Consider the following 25,214-nt stretch of genomic DNA (forward strand, 5'->3'; position numbering starts at 1 on the left):
GTTGCGAACGTAGTTCAGGGGTAGAACACAACCTTGCCATGGTTGGGGTCGCGAGTTCGAATCTCGTCGTTCGCTTTAAAATTAAATATTATGCACCCGTGGCTCAACTGGATAGAGTACCTGACTACGAATCAGGCGGTTGCAGGTTCGAATCCTGCCGGGTGCATTGATTTCTGAAAGAAATCATGATGATAATAAACTTTATCTCGGGAAGTAGCTCAGCTTGGTAGAGTACTTGGTTTGGGACCAAGGTGTCGCAGGTTCGAATCCTGTCTTCCCGATTGATAGCTTAGTCTATCAGAAGTTTTTGGCGGTGTAGCTCAGCTGGCTAGAGCGTTCGGTTCATACCCGAGAGGTCGGGGGTTCGATCCCCTTCGCCGCTATTATATTTTACAGCTGGATCTTTAGCTCAGTTGGTTAGAGCTCTCGGCTCATAACCGAGCGGTCGTTGGTTCGAATCCAACAAGATCCACTTTTTGGAGGATTACCCAAGTCCGGCTGAAGGGAACGGTCTTGAAAACCGTCAGGCGGGTAAAACCGTGCGTGGGTTCGAATCCCACATCCTCCTTTCCTTTGGCTCGGTAGCTCAGTTGGTAGAGCAATGGATTGAAGCTCCATGTGTCGGCGGTTCGATTCCGTCTCGCGCCATTTGCGGGTGTAGTTTAGTGGTAAAACCTCAGCCTTCCAAGCTGATGTTGTGAGTTCGATTCTCATCACCCGCTTTGTTTTTCATAAAGATATGAAAAACGTTTTCAAATATGAGGGAGCATAGCTCAGTTGGTTAGAGCACTGTGTTGATAACGCAGGGGTCCGAGGTTCAAATCCTCGTGTTCCCATAGATGTTTATAATATCTATATATTGTGAATAACTGGTGGGGAGTTACTCAAGAGGCTGAAGAGGACGGTTTGCTAAATCGTTAGGTCGGGAAACCGGCGCGAGGGTTCGAATCCCTTACTCCCCTTCCGTATAACGGCTATTGTTGAATAGTCGTTTTTTATGCTTTATGTAGAATGTTCAAGATGAGAGGGGGGTATATGGCTTTTCTTACGAGCGAAGAAGTAACTGAGTTAAAAAATCAGGTAAATATTGCTGATTTAATTTCACAATATGTACCTCTCACAAAGTCTGGGAAGAATTATTTAGGACTTTGTCCTTTTCATGGTGAAAAAACACCGAGTTTCAATGTAAATGCTGATAAAGGTTTTTATCACTGCTTTGGCTGTGGGAAATCTGGCGATGTTATTGACTTCATAAAAGATTATAAACAAGTTGGTTTTGTCGATGCAGTAAAAGATGTAGCGAGTTTTGCTGGAATTACGGTAAATATTGAGAATGATTCTACTGCTGAAAAAGATAATCCTAATGCATTGCTCTATGATATAAATAATCAAGCTGCACGGCTTTATAATATCGTTTTAACGTCTACTGAGATAGGTGAACAAGCACGACTCTATCTGGAAAAGCGTGGGATTACTTCTGAGATTATCAAGCAGTTTAATATCGGCTTAGCACCAGACGAAAATGATTTCATTTTTAAAAATCTCTCTGGAAAATTTGATGAAAGTGTTCAGGCGAATTCCGGGCTTTTCAACTTTTCAAGTAACAAGGTTTTCGATGCTTTTCAAAACAGAATTATGTTTCCACTCAAAAATGAGTACGGGCATGTTGTGGGATTTTCAGGCCGAAAATGGCAAGAAAATGATACAAGTAAGGCAAAGTATATTAATACAAGTGCAACAAAAATCTTTGATAAATCTTACGAGCTTTATAATTTGGATAGAGCAAAACCAGTTATTTCCAAAACACGTGAAGTTTACTTGATGGAAGGTTTCATGGATGTTATTGCAGCTTATAAGGCTGGTGTGTATAACGTTGTTGCGACCATGGGAACAGCTTTAACTGAGAAACACGTAAAGCGTTTAAAAAAAATAGCTAAAAATTATGTTCTTATCTATGATGGCGATCAGGCGGGTCAAAATGCGATATATAAAGCAATTGATTTGATTGGTGAAGAGAAGACGCAGATTGTACGTGTTCCAGAAGGTTTGGATCCAGATGATTACAGTAAAAAATATTCATTAGAATCTTTATCTGGTCTGATGGAAAACAGCAGGATACAACCGACAGAGTTTTTAATCGATTATCTGAAGCCCGAAAATCTTTCGAATTTGCAAAACCAATTGGATTTTATTGAGCAAATGGCACCTGTTATTGCAAGGGTTTCATCAATTACAGCACAGGATGCTTTTATAAGAAAATTAGTTGAGATTTTGCCTGATTTCGAGTATAATCAAGTAGAGCAATCTGTCAATTTAAAGCGTGAAAACGTCCTTAAAACAAGGGCAGAAGCGGGAAATTTTGAAGAGAGTTTTGGAAGCTTTTCAGAAGAAGAGTTTTCGGATTACCCTATACCTGATTTTACTGCATCGGATCAGGAGTATTATGAAACTTTTTCCTCTGCTCAAGAGGCTGTTAAAACTGTACAACAGCCTAAACTTCCAAGCTTATCGCGAAGTGAACGAGCAGAAGAACAACTTTTAAATCGAATGATTTATCATCAAAGTGTTCTTCATAAATTTGCAGAGGATGAAAATTTTCGCTTTGTACATCAGCGTTATCAGAATCTTTTTGACAAAATCATACTTGAGGTGATGAGTTTTGAAGAAATTGATCCTTCTCACTTTGGGACATCATTAGATGCTGAGGAGAAAAATTTATTTTATCAAATCTTGAGTCTGGATCTGCCAGATGAGATAAGTAGTGAGGAGCTTGGAGATTTGGTAGCCGTTTTTGCAAAAGAAATGGAGCAAATAAAGTTTAGTGAATTGCAAAAACAATTAGAAAATGCCCAAAAAGTAGGCAACAAGGAACGTGAGTTAGAACTCACAATCCAAATTATTAATCAGAAGAAAAAAATATAAGTCATTACTTATATTGTTCATTGGGGAGGATTAAATTGGCAAGTAATAATAAAAAAAGAATCAGTCAAATTGCAAAAGAAACTGGAATTACTAACAAAGCTTTAATCGCAAAAGCACAAGAACTTGGCATGGCGGTTAAATCTCACTCAAGTTCTATTTTTGAAGCTGAAGAAGCAAAACTCCTTGCAGCAATGGATTTTAAACCAATTATTGTTGAAAAGGTTGATGTAGAAGAGCTGAAAGAAAAGGGTTCTAAGCATGTAACCTCTGTTAAAGAAAAAGCAGCTAAGAAAATTGATATTAAAGATTCAGATACCTTTGACAACAAAGCTTTTGATAAAGCAGTAGCAGCATATATCACAAAACGTAAACCTCTCGAAGAAGCTTTAGATGATGAAATTACAGATGAGCTTGTAGTGAAATTTGGTTTGGAAGCCGAAGCCATCGAAGATTTACTTCAACAAATCCAAGATGCCGGCATTTCGATCGTCGATAAAGAAGGAAATCCTAGTCCATTAGCTTTGCAAGCTGAAGAAGAAGAAAAGCTTGATGATAATGCAATGGATGAAATCGTAACAAATGTCCGTATTGATGATCCTGTCCGCATGTATCTTAAGGAAATCGGACGTTATCCATTGATTTCGCTCGAAGAAGAAACAAAACTTGCGGAAGCTATTGTTGCAGGTGGTGATGAAGCAGAATTTGCCAAACAAATGCTTGCAGAAGCCAACTTACGTTTGGTTGTTTCCATTGCAAAACGTTATTCTGGACGCGGGATGCAATTCCTGGATTTGATTCAAGAAGGAAATATGGGACTTATGAAAGCTGTGGACAAATTTGACCACACTAAAGGTTTCAAATTCTCAACTTATGCGACATGGTGGATTCGTCAAGCAATCACACGTGCGATTGCTGACCAAGCACGTACAATTCGTATTCCTGTCCACATGGTTGAAACAATCAACAAGTTGATTCGTGTGCAACGTAATCTTTTACAAGAATTGGGCCGTGATCCTTTACCAGAAGAAATCGGTAAAGAATTACACATGACGCCTGATAAAGTTCGTGAAGTCTTGAAAATTGCGCAAGAACCTGTATCATTGGAAACACCTATTGGTGAGGAAGACGATTCACATCTTGGTGATTTCATTGAAGATGATGTAATTGAAAGCCCTGTAGACTACACAAACCGTATCTTGCTTCGTGAACAGCTTGATGAAGTTATGGATACCTTGACAGACCGTGAAGAAAACGTATTGCGTATGCGTTTTGGACTTGATGATGGACGTATGCACACACTTGAAGATGTTGGTAAACAATTTAAAGTGACACGTGAACGTATTCGTCAAATTGAAGCTAAAGCGATTAAAAAATTGCGTCATCCTCGTCGCAGCAAACCATTGCGTGACTTTATGTAATATAAAAAACTCTCTCGACAGGTGTCGAAGAGTTTTTTCTTATAATTGAAAAAGAATATAGTACAAAAGATTTGATAAATTTGAGAGAAGTGATATAATAAAAATTATTAAAGGTCAAAAAAGGTCAAACTTTAAACAAAAGAAGCCAGACATGATTCTTTAATTCTAAAAAAATAAGTTAAAATAAAGAAAAGACGTAACCACAAAGGAGGAAGAGATGCTCTGCCAAAATTGTAAAATAAATGAAGCGACAATTCACCTTTATACGAATGTGAATGGACAACGTAAGCAAGTGGATTTATGCCAAAATTGCTATCAAATTATGAAATCAGGAGGTCAAGAAAGTTTGTTTGCTGGGGCGACAAATATTTCTAATAATGATGACCCATTTAATCCATTTCCAGATATTTTCCAAGCCTTACATGGTAATGATCAAGGACGGACAATGACACCTCCAACACAAGCTGGAGGTCGAGGTCCAGGAGGTCCACAAAACCCTCGTGGAAGTCAAGCACCTAAAGGACTTCTTGAAGAATTCGGAGTCAACATTACTGATGCTGCACGTCGTGGAGAAATAGATCCTGTTATCGGGCGAGATTCTGAAATTACACGTGTTATCGAAATTTTGAATCGTCGAACAAAAAATAATCCTGTTCTTATCGGTGAACCTGGTGTTGGTAAAACAGCAGTTGTTGAAGGCTTAGCCCAAAAAATAGTTGATGGTGATGTACCACAAAAACTACAAAATAAAGAAGTTATACGTCTCGATGTTGTTAGCCTTGTCCAAGGTACTGGTGTACGTGGGCAATTTGAAGAGCGTATGCAAAAGCTGATGGAAGAGATTCGTAAACGCGATGACGTTATCCTCTTCATTGATGAAATCCATGAAATTGTTGGTGCTGGTTCAGCAGGTGATGGCAATATGGATGCTGGAAATATCCTTAAACCGGCTTTAGCGCGTGGTGAACTACAACTTGTTGGGGCAACAACACTCAATGAATATAGAATTATCGAAAAAGACGCGGCACTTGAACGTCGGATGCAACCTGTCAAAGTTGATGAACCCTCTGTAGATGAGACCATCACGATTTTACGTGGGATTCAAAAACGCTATGAAGACTATCATCATGTGAAATATTCAGATGAAGCAATCTTAGCTGCGGCGAATCTCTCGAACCGTTATATACAGGACCGTTTCCTTCCCGATAAAGCAATTGACTTACTGGATGAAGCGGGTTCGAAAAAGAATCTCACCCTCAAATTTGTTGATCCAGAGGATATCAAGAAACGTATTGAGCAAGCAGAAGTACAAAAAAATGAAGCAATGCAACGTGAAGATTTTGAGAAAGCAGCCCATTTCCGTGATCAAATCGCTAAGCTTCGGGAGCTTCAAAGTCATGAGATTTCAGATACAGATATGCCAAATATCACAGAAAAAGATATAGAAGCAATCGTTGAAGAAAAAACACATATTCCTGTGGGTGATCTGAAAGAAAAAGAGCAAACACAGCTAATCAATTTGGCTGAGGACTTGAAAGAACACGTTATTGGACAAGATGAAGCGATTGATAAAATTTCTAAAGCTGTGCGTCGTTCACGTGTCGGACTTGGAAAACCTAATCGTCCTATCGGTTCATTCCTCTTTGTTGGACCGACTGGTGTAGGTAAGACTGAACTCGCTAAACAATTAGCTTATGAGCTCTTTGGCTCAAGAGATAGTATGATCCGCTTTGATATGTCGGAATACATGGAAAAACATAGTGTGGCTAAGTTGATTGGTGCGCCTCCAGGATATGTAGGGTACGAGGAAGCAGGTCAGCTGACAGAACGTGTCCGCCGTAACCCCTACAGCTTAATTTTATTGGATGAGATTGAGAAAGCACACCCTGATGTAATGCATATGTTCTTGCAGATTCTTGATGACGGGCGTTTGACAGATGCGCAAGGGCGCACAGTTTCCTTCAAAGATTCAATCATCATTATGACCTCAAATGCGGGGACAGGTAAGGTTGAAGCAAGTGTTGGTTTTGGTGCTGCACGTGAAGGTCGTACAAATTCAGTGCTTGGGGAACTCGGTAATTTCTTCAGTCCAGAATTCATGAACCGTTTTGATGCTATCATTGAATTCTCGGCATTGAGCAAAGAAAATTTGCTTAAGATTGTGGATTTAATGTTGGATGAAGTCAATACTCAAATCGCTCAAAATGATATTCATCTTGATGTCACACAGGCCGTTAAAGAAAAACTTGTTGACCTGGGTTATGATCCGAAAATGGGAGCACGCCCATTGCGTCGTACCATCCAAGATAATATCGAGGACGCTATTGCAGATTTTTACATTGAGCATCCTGAGTATAAAGAGTTACTTGCAGACTTGGTTGATGATAAGATTGTTATTGTGAATAAGCCTGAAGAAGTAAAGGACACAGCGGATACATCTGATAATGAAGATGAAGAGAAATAAAAAAAAAGATAAGACCAGTTGATGGTCCTATCTTTTTTTGTTAAAGTAAGGTAAATATGAAAAATACAAATCAACTTAAACAAGAGATAAAAACTTTTTTATTAGAAAAGGAATGTTATGCAACATATAATCATTGCATAACTGTTGGTGACTATGCTGAAGAAATAGGGCATGAATTTCTAAATGAAGCAGAAAGAGAGCAAGTAAGAATAGCAGGATACTTAAATGATATTTCTGCTATTTATCCCAATAATGAAAGAATTTTTGTAGCAGAAGATATGAAGATAGAGCTTTTTAAGGAAGAAAGACAATTTCCTATGATTATTCATCAAAAAATATCAAGGATAATGGCTCAAAGAGAATTTGGTATCCAAGACGAAAAAATTCTTTCAGCAATTTCTTGCCATACTACCTTGAAGAAAAAATTTTCAAAGGTTGATTTAGTTTTATTTGTGGCTGACAAAATAAGATGGGATCAAGAAGGACAGCCTCCTTATCTAAAGGAAATCACTCAGGCGCTAAATTATTCTTTTGAAGCAGCAGCCTTTGCTTATATTGATTATATTTTGAAACACGATATAAAAGTTATTCATCCTTGGCTTTTAGAAGCTTATGAATTTTTAAATCTGAGAAGAATTGGTTAATGAAAAAACTTTATCTTTGGTGCATATTCCTTATATTTTTCGTGCTAATAAATAACTAAAAATACTTTTAGGGGAGTACTCATACTCTGGAAAATTCTAAACGAAGAAGACATGGCTCGGAAATATGATCAAGAAACGTCTTCAAAATACACAGCCTTTAATCAAGTCAATAATTATTTTATTGGAGCAATTAGTGGATTTGTGATAATAATCGCTCTCCCCTCATATATTTTCCTTTTTTACCCGTTTATCTTATAATAACAATTATCCTTAATGTTCAAGACTATAGGATAAGAAAAAGGAAGCTTGAAAAATTATTAAAATAAAAAAGAATAAGCTTTTTAGGCTTATTCTTTTTTATTTGGGGAAATTATTGGACAATCAGAAGTCCATCTTTGACAGCCCAAGGTTCTTTTTCATTGATGTGATCGTAGAACATTATACCATTTGTATGGTCGATCTCATGTTGGACACACATGGAAGGGAAATCTTTCAGACGAATCTTGTGTTTCTCACCATTTTTGTCATAGTATTCTACAGTTACACGCGCGTGACGGATAACCAGACCAGGGACTTCACGATCGACAGAAAGACAGCCTTCACCAGACTCGATAGCTGCATCTTGAACAGAGTGACTAACAATTTTAGCGTTATACATGATTTCTGCTAACTTATAAGCTTCTTTTGGCGCTACTTCATTGCCATTTTCATCTACTTCAGGATCGTTAGGAATAAGAACAGCGATGATCTTTTTAGCAATATCGAGCTGATTGGCTGCTAAACCAACACCTGGACGGAGCTGCATTTTTTCAGCCATTGCTGGGTTTTGTGAATTACGGAGAAATTCCATCATTTTTTCACCTAGAATGATATCTTCATCAGACAAGGGTAAGCTCACTTCATCAGCAACAGTACGTAGCGTTTCGTTTCCTTCACGGACAATATCGTCCATGCTAATCATATGACTTGCTTTGATTAATTTTTCTTGTACAGACATTTTTTACTTCCTTGATATATTATTACTATTAGTTAATTATATCATAAATTTTCAGTCAAAAATGTTAAAATTGATTAAAGAGAAGGTTTATAAGGGGGCAGAAATGAAAACTTATAGAAAAAATACAGCAGCAATCATTTTGAATGCAGAAAATGAAATTTTACTCTTTCAACGTGCAGACTTGCCACAAATTTGGGGCTTCCCACAAGGAGGAATTGAGACAGGTGAAGCTCCCGAACAAGCCGTAGTGAGAGAACTTGAAGAGGAGATTGGTACGCAAGATTTTGAAATTATTGGAAAATATCCAGAACTTTTACGTTATGATTTTCCAGAAGGTATGACTTTTCCTGATTGGAGCTACGATGGACAAGAGCAACAGTATTTTCTTATCCGACTTTATCCCGAGGCTTCCATAAATGTAAAAACTGGTCATCCTGAGTTTATCAGCTATAAGGCTGTGCCTTTTGCAGATATTGATTTTAATACATTTAGTTTCAAAGCCGATGTATACCGAAAGGCCCTCACTTATTTTAAAAAAGAATTTAAGGAAATAAAATGATAGAACGTATAACAGATAATAAATTTGATCTGGTCAGCAAGTATGAGCCAGCTGGAGATCAAGGACAAGCGATTGAGACTCTTGTAGAAAATATTGAAAATGGTGAGAAAGCGCAAATTTTACGAGGGGCTACTGGTACAGGTAAAACATACACCATGAGTCAAGTTATTGCGCGGACAAATAAACCTACTTTAGTTATGGCGCATAATAAAACACTTGCGGGTCAGCTTTACAGTGAGTTTAAAGAATTTTTCCCGAATAATGCTGTCGAATATTTTGTCAGCTACTATGATTATTACCAACCTGAAGCTTATGTGCCTTCTTCAGATACTTATATAGAAAAAGACAGTTCCGTCAATGATGAGATTGATAAATTACGTCATAGTGCAACAAGTTCCCTTTTAGAGCGCAATGATGTTATCGTCGTTGCTTCTGTTTCCTGTATTTATGGTTTGGGTTCTCCTAAGGAATATCAAGATAGCGTCGTCAGCTTACGTCCTGGACTGGAGATCTCTCGTGATAAATTACTCAATGATTTAGTGGGCATTCAGTTTGAACGTAATGATATTGATTTTCAACGTGGTCGTTTTCGTGTGCGTGGAGATGTTGTGGAAGTCTTCCCTGCCTCTCGAGATGAACATGCTTTTCGTGTTGAGTTTTTTGGCGACGAAATTGACCGCATCCGAGAAATAGAAGCCCTGACAGGACAAGTTTTAGGCGAAGTAGACCATCTTGCTATATTCCCAGCTACTCACTTTATGACTAATGATGACCGTATGGAAGAGTCCATTGCCAAGATTGAAGCAGAACTTCAACAGCAATTAAAAGTCTTCCGCAGTGAAGGAAAACTCCTTGAAGCACAGAGATTGGAACAAAGAACCAACTACGATATTGAAATGCTACGTGAGATGGGCTACTGCAATGGTGTCGAAAACTATTCCCGTCATATGGATGGTCGTACTGAAGGAGAACCACCTTTCACCTTACTTGATTTCTTTCCTGATGATTTCATGATTATGATTGATGAAAGTCACATGACGATGGGACAAGTTAAGGGGATGTATAATGGTGACCGGGCGCGTAAAGATATGTTAGTCAACTATGGTTTCCGCTTGCCCTCAGCCTTGGATAACCGTCCGCTTCGTCGTGAAGAATTTGAAAGCCATGTGCATCAAATTGTTTATGTTTCTGCCACACCTGGTGACTATGAAATGGAGCAAACAGAGACGATTGTCGAGCAAATTATCCGTCCTACAGGTCTCCTTGATCCTATCGTGGAGGTCCGACCAATGATGGGGCAAATTGATGATTTATTAGGAGAAATCAATACGCGTGTTGAAAAGGATGAACGTGTTTTTGTAACCACCTTGACCAAAAAGATGGCTGAAGATTTAACGTCTTATTTCAAAGAAATGGGTGTAAAAGTCAAGTACATGCACAGTGATATCAAAACTTTGGAGCGGACAGAAATTATTCGTGACTTGAGATTGGGTGTTTTTGATGTGTTAGTCGGTATTAATCTTTTACGTGAGGGAATTGATGTTCCAGAAGTTTCTCTAGTTGCTATTTTGGATGCGGATAAAGAGGGCTTCTTACGTAATGAACGTGGCTTGATTCAAACTATCGGACGTGCCGCACGGAATTCAAATGGACGTGTCATCATGTATGGGGATAATATTACTCAGTCTATGCAACGGGCAATGGATGAAACGAGTCGTCGTCGTGAAATTCAAATGGCTTACAATGAAAAACATGGGATTGTGCCACAAACCATTAAGAAAGAAATTCGTGATCTGATTTCAATTACAAAACGTACCGAAAGTGGAGAAGTTGAAGAAGTTTCAGCTGAAGCTATGACGAAAAAAGAACGTAAAGCATTACTTAAAAAGCTGGAGAAAGAGATGGCCGAAGCTGCTGGAGCGCTTGACTTTGAATCAGCTGCGCAGTTACGAGATATGATTTTGGAAATTAAGGCTTTAGATTAATAAAAAAAAGAGCACCTGCTCTTTTTTTTATTTTTCTTGCTCAGCAGCTTCATCCACGATGAAGGTAAATTCACAGGTTGTTACTTTCTTGCCATCAACATATGCAGCAGCATCGGCTTTACCTACTTTTCCACGGAATTTAGTAATTTCAAATTCGAGCTTCATTACATCACCTGGAACAACTTTTTGGCGGAATTTAGCTTTGTCGATGCCGCCAATATATGCCATTTTCCCTTGGAATTCTTCTTTTTTAAGAATCAAGATAGAACCAGCTTGTGCTAAACTTTCCAAAATCAAAACACCAGGGAAAGTTGGATTACCTGGAAAATGCCCGTTAAAAACTTCTTCATTAATTGTGACATTTTTTGTTGCAAGAATCTTATTTTCTGAGATTTCGTCAACATAATCGATAAACATAATAGGATAGCGATTAGGAATAACTTCCATAACTTCTGTCGCTGTCATAGCATACTTTGAATTTGTCATTTTAATAGTACCTCATATTTTATTTGTACTATCTTATTATATCACTATTTTTATTGTTTTATGTATAAAAACATTAAAAGGCTATTTGAGTTGCTGCTGTAGACCCTTGGTATCTTCGAAGGGGACGTGCATAGAGCCAAGTATATCCAATTTTTAGAATGTTAAACTTAGACGATTGTTACTAGAAAAATTGAAGCCACTAGTGCTATACTATTTGAGTAAAGATTACTTTAACATAAGCTCTATCTCTCAGTCGCCTTTGGATTGAGAGATTTTTTATTCAGCTTGCTTTATAGCAGTGATAAAACGGGCGGTAATCTCATGAGGACGTGTAATTGCGCCACCAACAACCTGAGCTAGCACTCCAAGTTCCTGAATTTTTTTAGCCTGTTCGGGGATGTGAATACCGCCTTCAGCAATCACCGGAATATTGCTGGCCAAGAGTGACTGAATAAGATCAATGTCTGGTTGTGGCCGCTCTTTTGTTTCCTCAGTATAACCAGAAAGTGTGGTTCCGACAAAGTCACAACCTGCTTCATAGGCCGCTTTTCCAGCAGCAAAAGTATCAATATCCGCCATGAGCAATTGATGTGGATATTTTTCCTTCACTTGATGAATAAACTCTGGCATACTCAACCCATCATGACGTTCACGCAGTGTACAATCTAAGGCAATTACGGCGATATTAAGGCTAGCTAACTCATCAACTTCTTGCATAGTTGCAGTAATATAGGGCTCTTGTGGAGGATAATCACGTTTGATGAGACCAATAATAGGCACATCAACAACCTCTTTAATTTCTTCAATATCCCGTACAGAGTTCGCACGAATTCCTACAGCGCCAGCATTTTGAACACCTAAAGCGATAAGGGGCATAATCCCACCGTCGATACTATAAAGCGGTTCTCCTGGCAATGCTTGACAGGAAACGATCAGTCCACCGCGGACTTTTTCAATAAATTCTTGTTTGTTCATAAACCCTCTCTTTCATTCTTAATTTTATTGTATCATCAAATTTAGTATTTTTAAAACGTTTTCTTTTAGGCTGAAGAGGGAAACTTGACAATTAAAGGCTTTTACATTACAATGTTTTATGTAGTAAGTATTTTTATATACTAAACTATTTACTTATATTTTTTAACTTATATTTTCTGAAATATATTTTTTTATTTTAAGGGGACTTATTTATATGTTTTTAGAAGGAAAAAAAATCGTCATTATGGGTGTAGCAAACAACAAGTCTATCGCTTGGGGTTGTGCTAAAGCTATGAAAGATCAAGGAGCTACCTTGATTTACACTTATCAAAATGAACGTATGGAAAAACAGCTTGCGAAGCTTGCTGGGCCAGAAGATCTACTTATTGAGTGTGATGTTGTATCGGATGAATCTATTCGTCGCGCGTTTTCAACGATTGAAAGTCGCGTCGGTAAAATAGATGGTTTAGTACATGCCATTGCTTATTCTAAAAAAGAAGAACTTGATGGTAATGTATCTGATATCTCACGTGATGGCTATGCCCTTGCACAAGATATCTCAGCCTACTCATTGCTTGCTGTAGCAAAAGCTGCAAAACCTTTATTCAATGAAGGCTCTGGTATTGTTACTTTGAGCTATATGGGCTCTGTTCGTGCAATTCCTAACTACAATGTAATGGGAATTGCTAAAGCAGCTCTAGAAGCAACTGTACGTTACTTGGCAGCAGAAATGGCACACGTTGGTGTTCATGTTAATGCTATTTCAGCGGGTGCTATTAAAACGCTTGCCGTATCTGGTGTGGCCGGCTACAAAGATTTGATTAAAGAATCAAACAGCCGTACAGCTGACGGTAAGGGAGTAACGATCGAAGAAGTTGGACAAACCGCTGCCTTCCTCGTTAGTCCATTAGCTACAGGGGTCATTGGAGATGTGGTTTATGTGGATAAAGGTGTTCACTTGACATAAGCAAAAACAGAGAAATACTTGATAGGGTTTTGGCCTTATCAAGTATTTTTTTATTTTTATAAACAAGAGTTGTTAACATATGTTGTTCATATTTTGCAGTATAAATTGTTGTAGCGATGTTACGTTTTTTCTTATATTATATTTCTTGTACATAAAATGTCGAAATAGAAGTGGCCACTAAATTTTTGACGAGAATAAAGAAAAGGAAAATTTAACAATGAAATTTGAATTTAAAAGTTTGTCTACATATGAAGAAGATGCGACACCTAACTTTATGGGCGGAGTAAACTACCATAGTTTAATCGAAGAATTTGACTCTATGGCAGAGGCTGTAAAATATGTGACTGATCATCACGGGTATTTGATTACAGATAATGGGAAATTTGCTTTTGAAGTGAGAAACATCTCTCTTATCAAATAACCAATAAAAAGTATCTAGAGAAGATACATATCAGTCGAGGAATAGAAAAATCATGAAAAAAGAAAGTCTTTTTACAGCTACTTTCATTATTAATACACTTATTAGCTTTTTATTTTATATTGTTTTTTACGTTTTAACGTCATCTATAGGGACGTATGCGATGGAAGAACTCCATCAGTCTACAGTAGTGAGCTTATCATTATCAAGTATCTTTGTTATCGGGGCGCTCATTGGGCGTGTATGGACCGGTATCGTTGTAACACGGATAGGGATGAAAAAGCTTCTTTACGTAGGTGGAATTATCTTTTTAGTTTTAACTTTAGGTTATTATGCAACAACTAATATCCCGTTGCTCTTCATTATACGTGTGATTCAAGGTATGGGATTTGGGATTGGCGCGACAGCCTCAGGAACGATTGCGGGACATATTGTTCCTGCTTCAAGACGAGGAGAAGGAATAGGCTACTATGCCTTGTCCGTTACGCTGGCTGCAGCTGTCGGACCTGCTTTGAGTATTTCTATTTATTCTTCTTCCTTAGGTTTTAATGGGCTTCTTGCTTTAGCACTTATCTTGCTTATTTTAACTTTTGTTTTGATATTCTTTGTCCATGTGAAAGAATTATCCGAAGAAGAAGTACAGGAAGCTTTGCTTCACAGTCCAAAAGGTTTAGATAAATATATCGAAAAATCAGCATTACCAATCTCTTTCGTTGCCTTTTTGGCAGGATTTATTGACTCCGCTATTTTAACAGGAATGGGGCCATTCACATCCTTCTTACATATTTCGACTGCTGGTTCATTGTTCTTCACCTTGTACGCTATCTTGATTTTCTTATCACGCCCATTGACAGGACGTATGTTTGATACTAAAGGAGATAACTGGGTTTTCCATCCTGTCTTTATTTTCTTTGCAATTTCAATGCTTTTCGTTGGTTTGGCAGGCTTTATGAGTCCAGGTGCTGGCTTTATTATGTTGCTTATTGCTGGAGGAACTTTTGGTCTGGGATATGGGGGAGTTGCACCTTTTGGTCAAGCTATTGCGATTCGCGAAGCACGTAAAGATCGTATTGGTGTTGCAACTTCAACTTTCTTTGGTTTTTTAGATTTGGGCGTTGGTGGTGGTCCGATTATTTTAGGAGCTATTATTCCAATGCTTGGAAAAGATATGGTTGGATTCCGTAACTTGTATCTTTACAGTGCACCAGCGGTTGTTATTGTATGGATTATCTATTATCTTGTGCATGGGAAAAAGCAACAACAAACAAATGTTGCTTAAAAATGGTATGAATGACATAGAATATGTAGTACAGCTTTTAGAAGAAAAAAATGTGAGTGTAGTCAGTCGTAAGAAACATAGTTATATCATGTATCAGGGGATTGAATCAGAGTATCTTTATGTTCTTAAAGAGGGTGTAGTTAAACTGAGCAGTATTTTGCGAAATGGTCGTGAGTTTAATATCACTTATGTTTGTGAACCGGATTTCGTTTCACTATTGGAAGAAGAACAATTAGATGGTGTCTCGGCTCTCTTTAATGTCCGAATAGAATCGGATGAGGCGACTTTTTATCGTGTTCCACGTAAAGTTTTTTGGGAATGGATTGATAAGGATATCAAGTTGTTCCGTATTGTTGATAATTTTTATCGTAAAAGATTAGTCATGATCTTAGAAGCCTTGCAAAAAATGACTGTAAATGGTAAAAAGGGCGCTGTATGCGCGTGCTTATATAATTTTATTGACTGCTTTGGAAAACAAAAAGCGGAGGGGATATTAATTGATTTCCCCGTAACTAACGAAGACATAGCAGGATTTTGCGGAATTTCAACGCGAACCAGTGTCAACAGGATACTTCGTGAACTCCGGGAAGAAAATATTATTGATATTGTTCATCATAAGATTATGATTTGTGATCAATACAGCTTACAAAACTACATCAGCTAGAGTGAACAACATAGCTCAAAACCTCCAGTAGCTTAAGATTCTGGAGGTTTTTTTGACTTAATAGACTTAATAAAAGAAGCAATTTTAAATTGCTTCTTTATATTGTATTATTTACGTTTTTGTTTACCAGCATTACGCCCATTATCGTTCTTTTTACGTGGTGCATCCAAATCTTTCAAACCTTGTTGCGTTGCAGACTTAGGAGTGACATCTTTTGGTAGATCAGCCATCTTTGGAGGATTATTTTTGAATTCTTCGTCAATTTTCTTACGCATACGTGGTTTCATAATGTAAGTAATGATAATCTGTTGGATAACCATTACGATACCACCAACGGCCCAATAAAGAGCGACACCAGCAGGTGACATGAAACTGAAAACAATAATCATCACAGGACTCATGATGAGCATGGTCATGCCTGTTTTCTTTTGTTCAGGCGTCATACTTTTAGTTGAAATCCAAGTTTGTAGGAAGTAGAAGATACCCGCAATCAGAGTGATAACAATACTTGAGCGTCCAAGGTCAATTCCGAAGAAAGTTGCTGTTGAAATACCAGGAGTATAGGCTGCGGCATTATAGAGGGCAATGAAGAATGGCCATTGGATAAGTAAGGGAAGACAACCCAATGAAGATAACATATTGATTCCATTATCTTTTTGTGCTTTCATCAAAGCTTGTTGGGCAGCCATACGTTCCTCAGGAGTCGTCGCAGCTTTCAATCTCGCATTAAGGGGTTCAAACACAGGGGCCAAATAAGCTGTCTTTTCTTGCATATAAGTTGACTTATAGGCTTGGTTGAGTCCCAATGGAAGGATAAGGAAACGGATAATCAATGTAACTAAGACGATTCCCCAACCATAACCGAGATTCATGTTATTGGCAAATACGTCGACAAAGGCTGACATTGGTTTAACAAGGATTTGGTAAGTCATACCATGTGTTGCAGCTTCGGTAGGAACACGCACACCATCAACAATATGGGTTTGGACACAGCCAGAGAGCAAGAGCAAACCAGCACTTGCTACACCCAAGAGGGACAATTTTTTGTTCAAATTTTTCAAAATAAATTCGCTTTCTATAAATAAACGGTCTGTCACCATTTTACAGGAAATTGCTTTATTTTTCAATAGGTCTATAGTCTGAAATCAGCTATTTTAAAGCTTTGCGATAGCTTCTTTTTCTTGTTTGAAGAGTAAAAAAGATTGAGTTTTTTATTATGTTGGTGGAAAATAAAAAAGCTGCCTGCGACAGACAGCTTTTAGGATAATTTATCCGATAAATGTTGTAATCTCTTTTTCAAAATGATCAATCTTACTTTGTGCTTGTTCTTCTGTATCTGCTACAGCAGCCATATAGAATTTTATCTTTGGCTCTGTACCTGAAGGACGAACAGCAATCCAGCTACCATCTTCTAAATGATATTTTAAAACATCAGAAGGAGGAGTTGTTAATTTTTCAACTTTGCCACTGTGTGATGTTGCAGTAAGTTCTTTGAAATCTTCAGTCAAAAGAATTTCAAGACCGTCAAATTTTTCTGGTGCATTGTCACGGAATTTACCCATGATTTCAGCGATTTGTTCTTTCCCAGTGCTTCCTTCAAGCGTAACTGAAAGTGTTTTTTCAACAAAGTAGCCATATTCAGCATAGATATCTTGAATACCATCATACAGAGTTTTACCTAAAGAACGGTAGTAAGCTGCAACTTCGCAGATGAGGAGCATCGCTTGAATAGCATCTTTATCACGGACGAATGGCTTGATGAGATAGCCAAAGCTTTCCTCAAAACCAAACATGTAAGTGTGTTCACCTGTAGTTTCCCAAGCATGAATTTTTTCACCAATGAATTTGAAACCAGTAAGTACATTGAACATTTCGACATTGTAGCTTTCAGCAATGTGGCTGACTAGCTCAGTAGAAACGATAGACTTAGCCATAGCTGCATTCGTAGGTAAAGTGCCAGCAGTTTTGTGTGCTTCAAGGATATATTTAGCTAAAACGGCACCAATTTGGTTACCTGTCAAAGGTTGGTAACTTCCATCAGGTAAGCGGACTTCAACACCGATGCGATCGGCATCAGGGTCAGTCGCAACAAGCATATCTGCACCAACTTTACGGCCAAGTTCTTCAGACATAGCAAAGGCTGCTTGACTTTCAGGGTTTGGTGATTTTACAGTTGAAAAGTCTGGATCGGGGATAGCTTGCTCTTCTACAACAGCAATTTTTTCAAAACCAGCTGTGGCAAGCGCACGACGTCCAAGCATTTCTCCTGTCCCGTGGAGTGGTGTGTAAACGATGTTAAGGTCACGACCATATTTGTTAATTAATTCATGATTGATGGTTACAGTCTCGATATTTTTAAGATATTTTGCATCAATATCTTCACCAATAACTGTAATCATACCCTCGGCAATATATTTTTCCGTATCACCTAAAGTGATAGAGAAAATGTCATCAATTTGACGAATATATTCAGTCAAGGCTGCAGCATCTTCAGGTGGCATTTGTCCGCCGTCTTCACCGTAAACTTTATAGCCGTTGTAAGGCGCAGGGTTATGGCTGGCTGTGATCATAACACCTGTAAGAGTTTTCAGCTCACGAATTGTAAAGCTTAATGCAGGAGTAGGACGGAGACTGTCATAGACATAGCTTGGAATCCCATGGTCTGCTAGGATTGTTGCCGTTTCCATAGCAAACTCTTTAGAAAAGTGACGGCTGTCATAAGCAATAGCTACACCACGTTTTTTAGCTTCGCCTTTGCTGTCCATTAAACGTGCAAGACCTTCAGTTGTTAAACGTACGGTATAAATATTCATACGATTTGTTCCTGCACCTAAAAGGCCACGTTGACCAGCTGTACCAAACTCAAGATATGTATAGAAAGCATCTTCCTTTGTTTTTTCATCCATTTCAAGAAGTTCTTTATGCAAGTCGGGTGTTAAGTCAGCATTTAGCCATTGTTCATAAATTTCATTGTATGACATTGTTATCCTCCAAAGCCTTTATTTTAAAGGCTTCAATCAGTTATTGTTAATTTAAAATCCTAATCAAAAATGAATTCGGTTTCAGATGTATTATATCATTTTTCATTTTTATTTTCCAAAAAATAAAAAAACAGACATGACTTGGTCTGCTTTGTGATTTATCTTGATTTTTCTAATGACGGAACAATCGCTGCTGTTAAAATGATAGCGATAATGACTTCTGCAATGGAATTACTTGTTATGATCAGCTGTATCAGGCCTGCGAAAGTCATCCCTGTGTATTGACCAAAAAATAAAGTAATGAAACTTAAGACAAGGACTGTATTAGTAGCTGTACCGACAAAAGCAGCAATACCTGCCCCCGTACGATTTTGGATGGCTTTATAAATAAAATAAGGAAATACACCAATGAGGATTCGCGGAACGATAGCAACCACTAAAGCCCAGAGCGAACCATGATTCGTACCCGGGATGGGTTGAAGTGGACTAAATACATAACTTAAAGGTGTAGTAAGGATTGTGGAGTTAATAACGCTAATGATCCCCATTACGAGCCCTAAGAAAGCACCTTTACGTGCACCTAAGATAATTGAACCTATGATTACGGGTATATGCAAGAGCGTAGGTACAATGGGTAATGGCCACACGCTATAGACGATTTGACTCAAAACTTGCACGACAACCATGATAGCAATAAAAATTGCGAGGATGGCAATATCAGATGCTTTTGATTTTTTCATGTTTTAAATTTCCTTAATTTTAGTAGATTGATCTAGCGTATCAACAATGATGTCAATATCTGCGAGTGCGCCTTCACCAAAGTCTCCACAAGCTAAGAGAGATTGTTTGGGTTGTATAACATTGTATCCTATTGATTTTAAAATATCAATATTTTTCCTTGTTAAAGGATTGGTGTACATATTGGTATTCATGGCAGGAGCGATGTATTTGGTCTTGCTGGGATGAAGCGCAAGGGCTACAGATGTTACAATATCAGAAGCAGCACCATGAGAAAGGCGACTTATAGTATCAGCTGTAGCAGGCGCAACAACAAAAATATCAGTGTGTTTTGCAATATCGATATGGTTAACAACATCGGGATGTTCTTCATCCATAATATCAATGTGTACTTTATTTTTAGATAAAACTTGCAAAGTCAAAGGCGTAATAAATTGTGTAGCTGCTTTTGTCATTAAAACGGTAACGTTGTGGTTCTTTTTATTGAGCATTGAGACGATATCTGCAGCTTTGTAGGCTGCAATACTGCCAGTAACAGCGAGAGTTATATTAGCCATGATGTACCTCCTCGGATTTTTTAACAATTTCTTGGGCAATTTGTGGTTTAGTTCTAAGCCGAGTAATATCTGCAGAATCACTCACTAAGAAGGCCAGATGATTTTCTCCCTGGATATTAGTCAGATCATTTGCAATGATAAAATCAGCAGAAACTTCTTTTCGTTTGCTTTGCGCAACCTCCAGCAGGTGTTCCTCACTAACACCAGAAAGGAGTTTAAAGCCAAAAAGCAGAACCTCAGGCTTCCATTTTTTGATAAATGAAATAACTTTTGGTGTTTTTTCCAAGAGCATCATTTGGTACTCAGATTTTGAGGATATTTTTTTCTGTACTTTAGGGCGAAAGTGAATGAGCTGTTCTTTTGAAAGCGGCTGTGGCAAGTCATCTAATCCAGTCATATAAACAGGACGATAATCAGACACTGCCATACTGTGTACAACAACATCCACTGACGGAAGGAATTTCTCTACATTGTCGAGTAAATCTTGCGTATCCCCAATTGGAATAATAGTTAAATTTTCTTGCTCTACTGGCAGTTGTGCGAAACGTCCAGCTAATAAAATAACATGATGTCCATGTGTCAAAAATTCTTCAGCAGTTAATTTTCCTAAACCACCTGTAGCGAAATTAGTAATGCCACGGACGGTATCAATGGACTCAGTGGTACCACCTGCTGTAATTAATATCTTCATGGCTTTATTTTAACCTAAGTTTTTTCGCAATGCAAGAAGAGTATACCCCAAGAGGTAATAAACTAAAGAAAGCGATTGCAATAATTAAAGATATGAACTATAATTTAAAATGAAAAAGTCAAAAAGAAAAGAGAGCAATATGCTGACAGAAGAAATTAGAAATAGTTTTTTACAAGTTTTAGAAGAAGGCGTTAAGCCCGCTACAGGTTGTACAGAACCTGTAGCTGTTGCATATGCTGCTGCAGTATGCCGCAAGTATTTAGGTAATTCTAGTGTTGATCGGATAGACATACGAGTATCGGCTAATGTGATGAAAAATGCCTTAGCTGTGATTGTTCCAGGAACGGGAGAATCTGGAGTAGAAGTAGCTGCAGCTGCAGGTGCCCTAGCAGGAAATGCTGCAGCTGGCTTGAAGGTAATTTCTGAACTATCACCAGATAGAGTTCCAGAAATTATTAGCCTTGCTCGGTCAAACCAAGTGAAAGCTGAGGTTGCTTCTGTAGCAGATAAATTGTACGTTGAAGTTAGCATAGCTTCAGGATGTGAAACAGTTACAGTTAAAATTGCAGGGGGGCACACTTCCATTTACTGGATACAAAAAAATAAAGAAGTGATTTTCAAAAAAGAAAAACTTCAATCTAATGAAGAAGCAAGTAGTGTTGAATTTTTAAAAAAACGTAGCTTTATAGAAATCTGGGATTTTGCTACAAGCCAAAACTTGGAAAATATTTTTCCTCTAATCAAAGCACAAGAATTAAATATGGCTTTGGCTTCAGAAGGTTTGAGCTATGATTATGGGATGAAGATAGGTAAAACTTTACTCAACCACAGAAGCCTTTCAGAACTCAGTCTCGAGGAACAGATAGTCATTTGTACGGCCGCAGCTTCTGATGCACGGATGGGAGGGTGCCAGCGTGCGGCAATGACAAATTCTGGTTCAGGAAATCAAGGCATTACAGCTACAGTTCCTGTTTGTGTCTTTGCACAAAATAGGAGTGTGAGTGAAGAAAAACTTATTAGGGCATTAACTCTTTCACATCTTACAGCTCTTTATATTCATGCTTTTTTACCTTTACTTTCTGCTTATTGTGCTACAGATTCAGCAGCGATGGGAGCCGCGGCCGGTTTGATTTACCTCGAATCAGAGGATAAAATAAAGGCTGAGAAGGCAATTAAGAATATGATTGGTGATGCAGTAGGGATGATTTGTGACGGGGCCGGTTTTTCTTGTGCGATAAAGGTAGTAAGTTCTGTATCTTCGATGTATCGAGCAGTACAGCTTGCTCAGGCAGATATAGTTATTCCGGCAACGAATGGAATTGTTTCTGAAGACGTGGATAACTGTATTCGAGATTTAGGACTTTATGTTTCTAGCGGAATGAAGAATTCTGATCCTATTATATTAGATATTATGATGAACAAGAAATAAAAAGTAACAAGAAAAAGCTTAGAGAATGTTCTCTAAGCTTTTTTCTATTGTTTAGGTTCACCATGTGGATAAAAGTTATCTTTAGCCATCTCATCATAAATGACATAAATTGCTTCACGAGGAGCTCCTGTATGTTTCATCACAGATTCTGTGATTTCTTTTGCTAAAGCTTTTTTGGCCTCAGCACTACGTCCTTCGACTAATTCAACATGTACAAACGGCATAATAATCCTCCTTAGGATTGTTTTTATATGCTTTATTTTATCATTTTTCCTGGGAATGAGCATCTTTTTAAATAGGAACAATATAACAATGTAAAAATAGTATGCTTTCCAAGCTTATTTTTTTGATTTTATAATTTATAATTATTCATATAATGTAATTTTAGAAAAAGTCTAAAAATTCTAACGATTACAAAATTGCAGTTTTAAACTCTGTTTTCAGTACTTTTGTGAAAACTAGATATAGAGGAGGAGTTGAATAAAAAAATGATTGTTGAATAAATACTTAAATAGATGGTATTGCTTATGTTATTTCACAATTTGTAGGTGCACTTGCTGCTTCTGCAGTACTGTCTATTTTCATTAAAGCTTTGAACCTTCCTAAGGATGGATTTGGACAAACAGACTTCCCAAATATTACAGCTGGAGAAGCTTTCTTATTTGAAGCTATCATTACCTTCTTATTTGTATTTGTTATTTTGATGGTAACCAGTGAGAAATATGGTAATGCGGCATTAGCACCAGTTGCTATTGGTTTAGCTTTAGCATTTTTAATCATTGTTGCTTTGAACTTGACAGGAGGATCATTGAATCCAGCACGTAGTTTCGGTCCTGCTGTCTTTGCAGGCGGTATGGCATTGTCACACTATTGGGTTTACTTATTGGCACCATTAGTAGGTGCTGCAATTGCTGCAGTAGCTGCTAAGTTTATGGGTAGCGAAGAGTAGTTATAAAAGAACAGGAAATTTACAACCTGTTTTTTTATATTTTGAAGAAATAATTCCTACAAAAATGTATAATAAAAAAATGCCTCGCTTTACGAGAGCATTTTTATTTTATACTTGTCTATTTTGGCGTAGCGAAAAAACTATTAGCGATACGATGAGAAGGAAAAATCCAGAAATTACAGAGATAAGGTCATTACTATCTCCTGTTTTTGGTAAAGCATTCACCTTCATATTTTGTGTATCTTCTGCATGATTTGTAGATGAGATTGCAGCGTTTGTTTTAGTTACCTGTGCTTTTGCTTTGTTTCTTGACTTTTTCTCTTCTTCTACAGATGTTATTTTTTCAACATTCTTCGATTTATTTTCTAGGTCTTTTTGAACAGGGTCGACATTTGCTTCAACATGATTTTTTTCAGCGGTTTGATTGGCAGAATCTTCTGTGACAGAAACAGTTGGTTTTTCAGTTTCGATAGAAGGAATGTCTTCCAGCAGTTCTGATTCGTCTGTTATCTCTTCTTGAACAGGGTCGACATTTACTTCAACATGATTTTTTTCAGCGGTTTGATTGGCAGAATCTTCTGTGACAGAAACAGTTGGTTTTTCAGTTTCGATAGAAGGAATGTCTTCCAGCAGTTCTGATTCGTCTGTTATCTCTTCTTGAATAGGGTCGACATTTACTTCAACATGATTTTTTTCAGCGGTTTGATTGGCAGAATCTTCTGTGACAGAAACAGTTGGTTTTTCAGTTTCGACAGAAGGAATGTCTTCCAGCAGTTCTGATTCGTCTGTTATCTCCTCTTGAACAGGGTCGACATTTATTTCAACATGATTTTTTTCAGCAGTTTGATTGGCAGAATCTTCTGTGACAGAGACAGTTGGTTTTTCAGTTTCGATAGAAGGAATGTCTTCCAGCAGTTCTGATTGGTCTGTTATCTCCTCTTGAACAGGGTCGACATTTACTTCAACATGATTTTTTTCAGCTGTCTGGTTAGCGTGGTTTTCTGTTACAGAAGAGCCTACGTTTTCCATCTTGATATCTGGGATTTCTTCTAGCTCTTCAAAGTTGTTTTCAATTGTTTCTTCAGTCGCTTCTTTGATACCTTGTTCACCATTGGCTTCGCCATCTGCAAAAAGATTTACAACATCGGAAGTTCCTTGATCTTGAACTGTTCCTTGACCATAAGGGTGGTAATTCACATTGCACGTGTTGGTAAAGGATTTGAGTGTATTGTCTGTGATAATTGTGTTGTACATGAAGCTAAAAGAGGCTAGGCGCGCATGTTCACGTTTAATTGTAATGATAAATGAATCATCGGGAAGAACCTGTATGCTGCCATATCCTTTGGCTATAAACTCATCACCGCTTATCTGGAACCTTCCTAAATAATTTTCAATGTTAACGCGAAATGATTGTGCATCAAGTTTTTGTCCAAGTCCGTGCTTATCTGTTAATACAATATCACTTGAGAGTTCTTCCTTTGTCATGTTAGCATTAACAAACCAACGGACTTTTCCTTTTTCACCAAGCATGTCACCACTCTTCCAAAAGAAAGGAAGAGTGCCTATTTGTCCTGTATTCCCCGCATCACCATGAATTGTAATTTCTTGAGCAGTTGCAGTTGTACTTAAATTTGTTTTGATACTTGTATCGTGAGGATTTTTAGTTCTTGTTGCCTGTAATCCAAAATTAAAGTAGCCTTTGACATGTTCAAGATGATTAACTTTTTCATTAAAAGTGGCAACAACACGGTCTTTATATATCAGTGCCTCACCCAATTCACCCAAAGAAATTTTACGAGGAAAGCCGTCGTTTCCGTCATTCCTTGTAACTCAGGAGGAAGTGTGAAAGTAATTGTGTCTCCAGCTTTTACCTTGAGGTCATCCTTGCTACTAAATTCTACTCTGACAGAAGTCGTCTGTCCCTGAGTCAGTTTAGTATTCGAAAATTTGAGACTATCGATAAAGCTGGTATTGCTTAACTCTGCAGCAGATGTATGTTCTGAGTGGAGCATTAAACCTAAAAAAGCGGTAAAAAAAATGAGCAATATCTGTATTGTTCGTTTCATATAAGAGTATTTTTCCTTTTTGTGT

General features: G+C 37.8%; 22 protein-coding genes, 10 tRNA genes and 1 pseudogene. 22 read left to right on the forward strand and 11 right to left on the reverse strand.

The genetic code is table 11. The features are described from left to right. Positions 1–3: 3 nt before the first annotated feature. The 14 genes from KJS37_RS09495 to yqeK all read left to right on the forward strand — a co-directional run bounded on the left by KJS37_RS09495 (position 4) and on the right by yqeK (position 7,448). A tRNA-Gly gene (locus tag KJS37_RS09495) sits at positions 4–75 on the forward strand. A 17-nt stretch (positions 76–92) separates the two neighbouring features. Then, positions 93–166, forward strand: a tRNA-Arg gene (locus KJS37_RS09500). A 41-nt stretch (positions 167–207) separates the two neighbouring features. Continuing rightward, positions 208–281, forward strand: a tRNA-Pro gene (locus tag KJS37_RS09505). Positions 282–309: 28 nt separating this feature from the next. Next, positions 310–383: transfer RNA gene (locus KJS37_RS09510), tRNA-Met, on the forward strand. A 15-nt stretch (positions 384–398) separates the two neighbouring features. Further along, positions 399–472 (forward strand) — tRNA-Ile (locus tag KJS37_RS09515). A gap of 6 nt (positions 473–478) precedes the next feature. Continuing rightward, a tRNA-Ser gene (locus KJS37_RS09520) sits at positions 479–568 on the forward strand. Between the two features lie 7 nt (positions 569–575). Continuing rightward, positions 576–648, forward strand: a tRNA-Phe gene (locus KJS37_RS09525). A gap of 3 nt (positions 649–651) precedes the next feature. Beyond that, positions 652–722, forward strand: a tRNA-Gly gene (locus KJS37_RS09530). Between the two features lie 40 nt (positions 723–762). After that, positions 763–836, forward strand: a tRNA-Ile gene (locus tag KJS37_RS09535). Between the two features lie 38 nt (positions 837–874). Beyond that, a tRNA-Ser gene (locus KJS37_RS09540) sits at positions 875–962 on the forward strand. Between the two features lie 73 nt (positions 963–1,035). Then, complete coding sequence (gene dnaG / locus KJS37_RS09545) at positions 1,036–2,922, forward strand: DNA primase (RefSeq protein WP_213497125.1); 1,887 nt, start codon at positions 1,036–1,038, stop codon at positions 2,920–2,922. A 35-nt stretch (positions 2,923–2,957) separates the two neighbouring features. Beyond that, a complete protein-coding gene (gene rpoD, locus KJS37_RS09550) occupies positions 2,958–4,340 on the forward strand; it encodes an RNA polymerase sigma factor RpoD (protein ID WP_017370526.1) in 1,383 nt (460 codons plus the stop codon). Positions 4,341–4,557: 217 nt separating this feature from the next. Next, positions 4,558–6,804, forward strand: a complete 2,247-nt coding sequence (locus KJS37_RS09555; protein ID WP_165713724.1) for an ATP-dependent Clp protease ATP-binding subunit — start codon at positions 4,558–4,560, stop codon at positions 6,802–6,804. 56 nt (positions 6,805–6,860) lie between these two features. Continuing rightward, positions 6,861–7,448, forward strand: coding sequence for a bis(5'-nucleosyl)-tetraphosphatase (symmetrical) YqeK (gene yqeK / locus KJS37_RS09560; protein ID WP_213497127.1), 588 nt, complete (start codon positions 6,861–6,863; stop codon positions 7,446–7,448). A gap of 370 nt (positions 7,449–7,818) precedes the next feature. On the opposite strand, the gene def is transcribed toward yqeK, so the two are convergent. Continuing rightward, positions 7,819–8,445, reverse strand: coding sequence for a peptide deformylase (gene def, locus KJS37_RS09565; RefSeq protein WP_017370260.1), 627 nt, complete (start codon positions 8,443–8,445; stop codon positions 7,819–7,821). 103 nt (positions 8,446–8,548) lie between these two features. Between def and KJS37_RS09570 the strand changes: the two genes are divergently transcribed. Both KJS37_RS09570 and uvrB read left to right on the forward strand, forming a co-directional pair. Further along, the gene (locus KJS37_RS09570) at positions 8,549–9,004 is read left to right on the forward strand and encodes an RNA pyrophosphohydrolase (RefSeq protein WP_096369152.1); all 456 of its coding nucleotides are present in this window, start codon (positions 8,549–8,551) and stop codon (positions 9,002–9,004) included. Then, the gene (uvrB, locus tag KJS37_RS09575) at positions 9,001–10,989 is read left to right on the forward strand and encodes an excinuclease ABC subunit UvrB (protein ID WP_213497130.1); all 1,989 of its coding nucleotides are present in this window, start codon (positions 9,001–9,003) and stop codon (positions 10,987–10,989) included. Before KJS37_RS09570 ends, uvrB begins: the two co-directional genes overlap by 4 nt. A 27-nt stretch (positions 10,990–11,016) precedes the next feature. On the opposite strand, the gene fabZ is transcribed toward uvrB, so the two are convergent. Together fabZ and KJS37_RS09585 are read right to left on the reverse strand one after the other, a co-directional pair. Further along, complete coding sequence (fabZ, locus tag KJS37_RS09580) at positions 11,017–11,475, reverse strand: 3-hydroxyacyl-ACP dehydratase FabZ (protein ID WP_003134189.1); 459 nt, start codon at positions 11,473–11,475, stop codon at positions 11,017–11,019. Between the two features lie 276 nt (positions 11,476–11,751). Then, positions 11,752–12,450: an N-acetylmannosamine-6-phosphate 2-epimerase gene (locus tag KJS37_RS09585; RefSeq protein WP_213497132.1), complete on the reverse strand. Its 699-nt coding sequence runs from the start codon at positions 12,448–12,450 to the stop codon at positions 11,752–11,754. A 214-nt stretch (positions 12,451–12,664) separates the two neighbouring features. Between KJS37_RS09585 and fabI the strand changes: the two genes are divergently transcribed. From fabI to KJS37_RS09605, 4 genes are all read left to right on the forward strand, one after another. Next, positions 12,665–13,417 (forward strand): enoyl-ACP reductase FabI, encoded by a 753-nt coding sequence (gene fabI, locus KJS37_RS09590; protein ID WP_117517679.1) that lies wholly within the window; start codon positions 12,665–12,667, stop codon positions 13,415–13,417. Positions 13,418–13,634: 217 nt separating this feature from the next. Then, the gene (locus KJS37_RS09595) at positions 13,635–13,838 is read left to right on the forward strand and encodes a hypothetical protein (RefSeq protein WP_003134184.1); all 204 of its coding nucleotides are present in this window, start codon (positions 13,635–13,637) and stop codon (positions 13,836–13,838) included. 52 nt (positions 13,839–13,890) lie between these two features. Further along, entirely contained in the window at positions 13,891–15,114 is a 1,224-nt protein-coding gene (locus KJS37_RS09600) for an MFS transporter (RefSeq protein ID WP_017370265.1), read from the forward strand. A gap of 7 nt (positions 15,115–15,121) precedes the next feature. Then, on the forward strand, positions 15,122–15,778 hold the full coding sequence (locus KJS37_RS09605; protein ID WP_165712815.1) for a Crp/Fnr family transcriptional regulator: 657 nt from the start codon (positions 15,122–15,124) through the stop codon (positions 15,776–15,778). 107 nt (positions 15,779–15,885) lie between these two features. Here KJS37_RS09605 and yidC read toward each other — a convergent pair whose 3' ends face one another. The 5 genes from yidC to KJS37_RS09630 all read right to left on the reverse strand — a co-directional run bounded on the left by yidC (position 15,886) and on the right by KJS37_RS09630 (position 20,745). Next, complete coding sequence (gene yidC, locus KJS37_RS09610) at positions 15,886–16,839, reverse strand: membrane protein insertase YidC (protein ID WP_026063864.1); 954 nt, start codon at positions 16,837–16,839, stop codon at positions 15,886–15,888. A 207-nt stretch (positions 16,840–17,046) separates the two neighbouring features. After that, entirely contained in the window at positions 17,047–18,759 is a 1,713-nt protein-coding gene (locus KJS37_RS09615) for a phospho-sugar mutase (protein WP_213497134.1), read from the reverse strand. Between the two features lie 158 nt (positions 18,760–18,917). Beyond that, entirely contained in the window at positions 18,918–19,499 is a 582-nt protein-coding gene (locus tag KJS37_RS09620; RefSeq protein ID WP_213497136.1) for an ECF transporter S component, read from the reverse strand. 3 nt (positions 19,500–19,502) lie between these two features. Then, the gene (gene coaC, locus KJS37_RS09625; protein ID WP_213497138.1) at positions 19,503–20,054 is read right to left on the reverse strand and encodes a phosphopantothenoylcysteine decarboxylase; all 552 of its coding nucleotides are present in this window, start codon (positions 20,052–20,054) and stop codon (positions 19,503–19,505) included. Next, the gene (locus KJS37_RS09630; protein WP_213497140.1) at positions 20,047–20,745 is read right to left on the reverse strand and encodes a phosphopantothenate--cysteine ligase; all 699 of its coding nucleotides are present in this window, start codon (positions 20,743–20,745) and stop codon (positions 20,047–20,049) included. Before KJS37_RS09630 ends, coaC begins: the two co-directional genes overlap by 8 nt. Before the next feature lie 139 nt (positions 20,746–20,884). On the opposite strand from KJS37_RS09630, the gene KJS37_RS09635 reads away from it, so the two are divergent. Further along, positions 20,885–22,174 (forward strand): L-cysteine desulfidase family protein, encoded by a 1,290-nt coding sequence (locus KJS37_RS09635; protein ID WP_096369160.1) that lies wholly within the window; start codon positions 20,885–20,887, stop codon positions 22,172–22,174. 44 nt (positions 22,175–22,218) lie between these two features. Here KJS37_RS09635 and thmT read toward each other — a convergent pair whose 3' ends face one another. After that, entirely contained in the window at positions 22,219–22,398 is a 180-nt protein-coding gene (thmT, locus tag KJS37_RS09640; protein ID WP_014025285.1) for a 2-hydroxymuconate tautomerase, read from the reverse strand. Positions 22,399–22,688: 290 nt separating this feature from the next. On the opposite strand from thmT, the pseudogene KJS37_RS09645 reads away from it, so the two are divergent. Continuing rightward, positions 22,689–23,123 (forward strand): annotated as a pseudogene (locus tag KJS37_RS09645) (MIP/aquaporin family protein); the annotation flags it as partial. A 108-nt stretch (positions 23,124–23,231) separates the two neighbouring features. Here KJS37_RS09645 and KJS37_RS09655 read toward each other — a convergent pair. Then, positions 23,232–24,908 (reverse strand): collagen binding domain-containing protein, encoded by a 1,677-nt coding sequence (locus KJS37_RS09655; protein WP_244851398.1) that lies wholly within the window; start codon positions 24,906–24,908, stop codon positions 23,232–23,234. Next, the gene (locus KJS37_RS10425) at positions 24,884–25,189 is read right to left on the reverse strand and encodes an Ig-like domain-containing protein (protein ID WP_244851400.1); all 306 of its coding nucleotides are present in this window, start codon (positions 25,187–25,189) and stop codon (positions 24,884–24,886) included. Before KJS37_RS10425 ends, KJS37_RS09655 begins: the two co-directional genes overlap by 25 nt. Positions 25,190–25,214: the final 25 nt, after the last annotated feature.

This window comes from Lactococcus formosensis, assembly GCF_018403745.1.
Classification (GTDB): Bacteria; Bacillota; Bacilli; order Lactobacillales; family Streptococcaceae; genus Lactococcus; species Lactococcus formosensis.

Bases quoted from the DNA above. Each gene is read 5' to 3' on its own strand.
- def (WP_017370260.1), bottom strand. From the start codon at position 8,445: ATGTCTGTACAAGAAAAATTAATCAAAGCAAGTCATATGATTAGCATG.
- KJS37_RS09630 (WP_213497140.1), bottom strand. From the start codon at position 20,745: ATGAAGATATTAATTACAGCAGGTGGTACCACTGAGTCCATTGATACC.
- KJS37_RS10425 (WP_244851400.1), bottom strand. From the start codon at position 25,189: ATGAAACGAACAATACAGATATTGCTCATTTTTTTTACCGCTTTTTTA.
- KJS37_RS09600 (WP_017370265.1), top strand. From the start codon at position 13,891: ATGAAAAAAGAAAGTCTTTTTACAGCTACTTTCATTATTAATACACTT.
- thmT (WP_014025285.1), bottom strand. From the start codon at position 22,398: ATGCCGTTTGTACATGTTGAATTAGTCGAAGGACGTAGTGCTGAGGCC.
- KJS37_RS09555 (WP_165713724.1), top strand. From the start codon at position 4,558: ATGCTCTGCCAAAATTGTAAAATAAATGAAGCGACAATTCACCTTTAT.
- yqeK (WP_213497127.1), top strand. From the start codon at position 6,861: ATGAAAAATACAAATCAACTTAAACAAGAGATAAAAACTTTTTTATTA.
- dnaG (WP_213497125.1), top strand. From the start codon at position 1,036: ATGGCTTTTCTTACGAGCGAAGAAGTAACTGAGTTAAAAAATCAGGTA.
- coaC (WP_213497138.1), bottom strand. From the start codon at position 20,054: ATGGCTAATATAACTCTCGCTGTTACTGGCAGTATTGCAGCCTACAAA.
- KJS37_RS09605 (WP_165712815.1), top strand. From the start codon at position 15,122: ATGAATGACATAGAATATGTAGTACAGCTTTTAGAAGAAAAAAATGTG.
- KJS37_RS09635 (WP_096369160.1), top strand. From the start codon at position 20,885: ATGCTGACAGAAGAAATTAGAAATAGTTTTTTACAAGTTTTAGAAGAA.
- KJS37_RS09595 (WP_003134184.1), top strand. From the start codon at position 13,635: ATGAAATTTGAATTTAAAAGTTTGTCTACATATGAAGAAGATGCGACA.
- fabI (WP_117517679.1), top strand. From the start codon at position 12,665: ATGTTTTTAGAAGGAAAAAAAATCGTCATTATGGGTGTAGCAAACAAC.
- KJS37_RS09585 (WP_213497132.1), bottom strand. From the start codon at position 12,450: ATGAACAAACAAGAATTTATTGAAAAAGTCCGCGGTGGACTGATCGTT.
- KJS37_RS09615 (WP_213497134.1), bottom strand. From the start codon at position 18,759: ATGTCATACAATGAAATTTATGAACAATGGCTAAATGCTGACTTAACA.
- KJS37_RS09620 (WP_213497136.1), bottom strand. From the start codon at position 19,499: ATGAAAAAATCAAAAGCATCTGATATTGCCATCCTCGCAATTTTTATT.
- fabZ (WP_003134189.1), bottom strand. From the start codon at position 11,475: ATGACAAATTCAAAGTATGCTATGACAGCGACAGAAGTTATGGAAGTT.
- KJS37_RS09570 (WP_096369152.1), top strand. From the start codon at position 8,549: ATGAAAACTTATAGAAAAAATACAGCAGCAATCATTTTGAATGCAGAA.
- uvrB (WP_213497130.1), top strand. From the start codon at position 9,001: ATGATAGAACGTATAACAGATAATAAATTTGATCTGGTCAGCAAGTAT.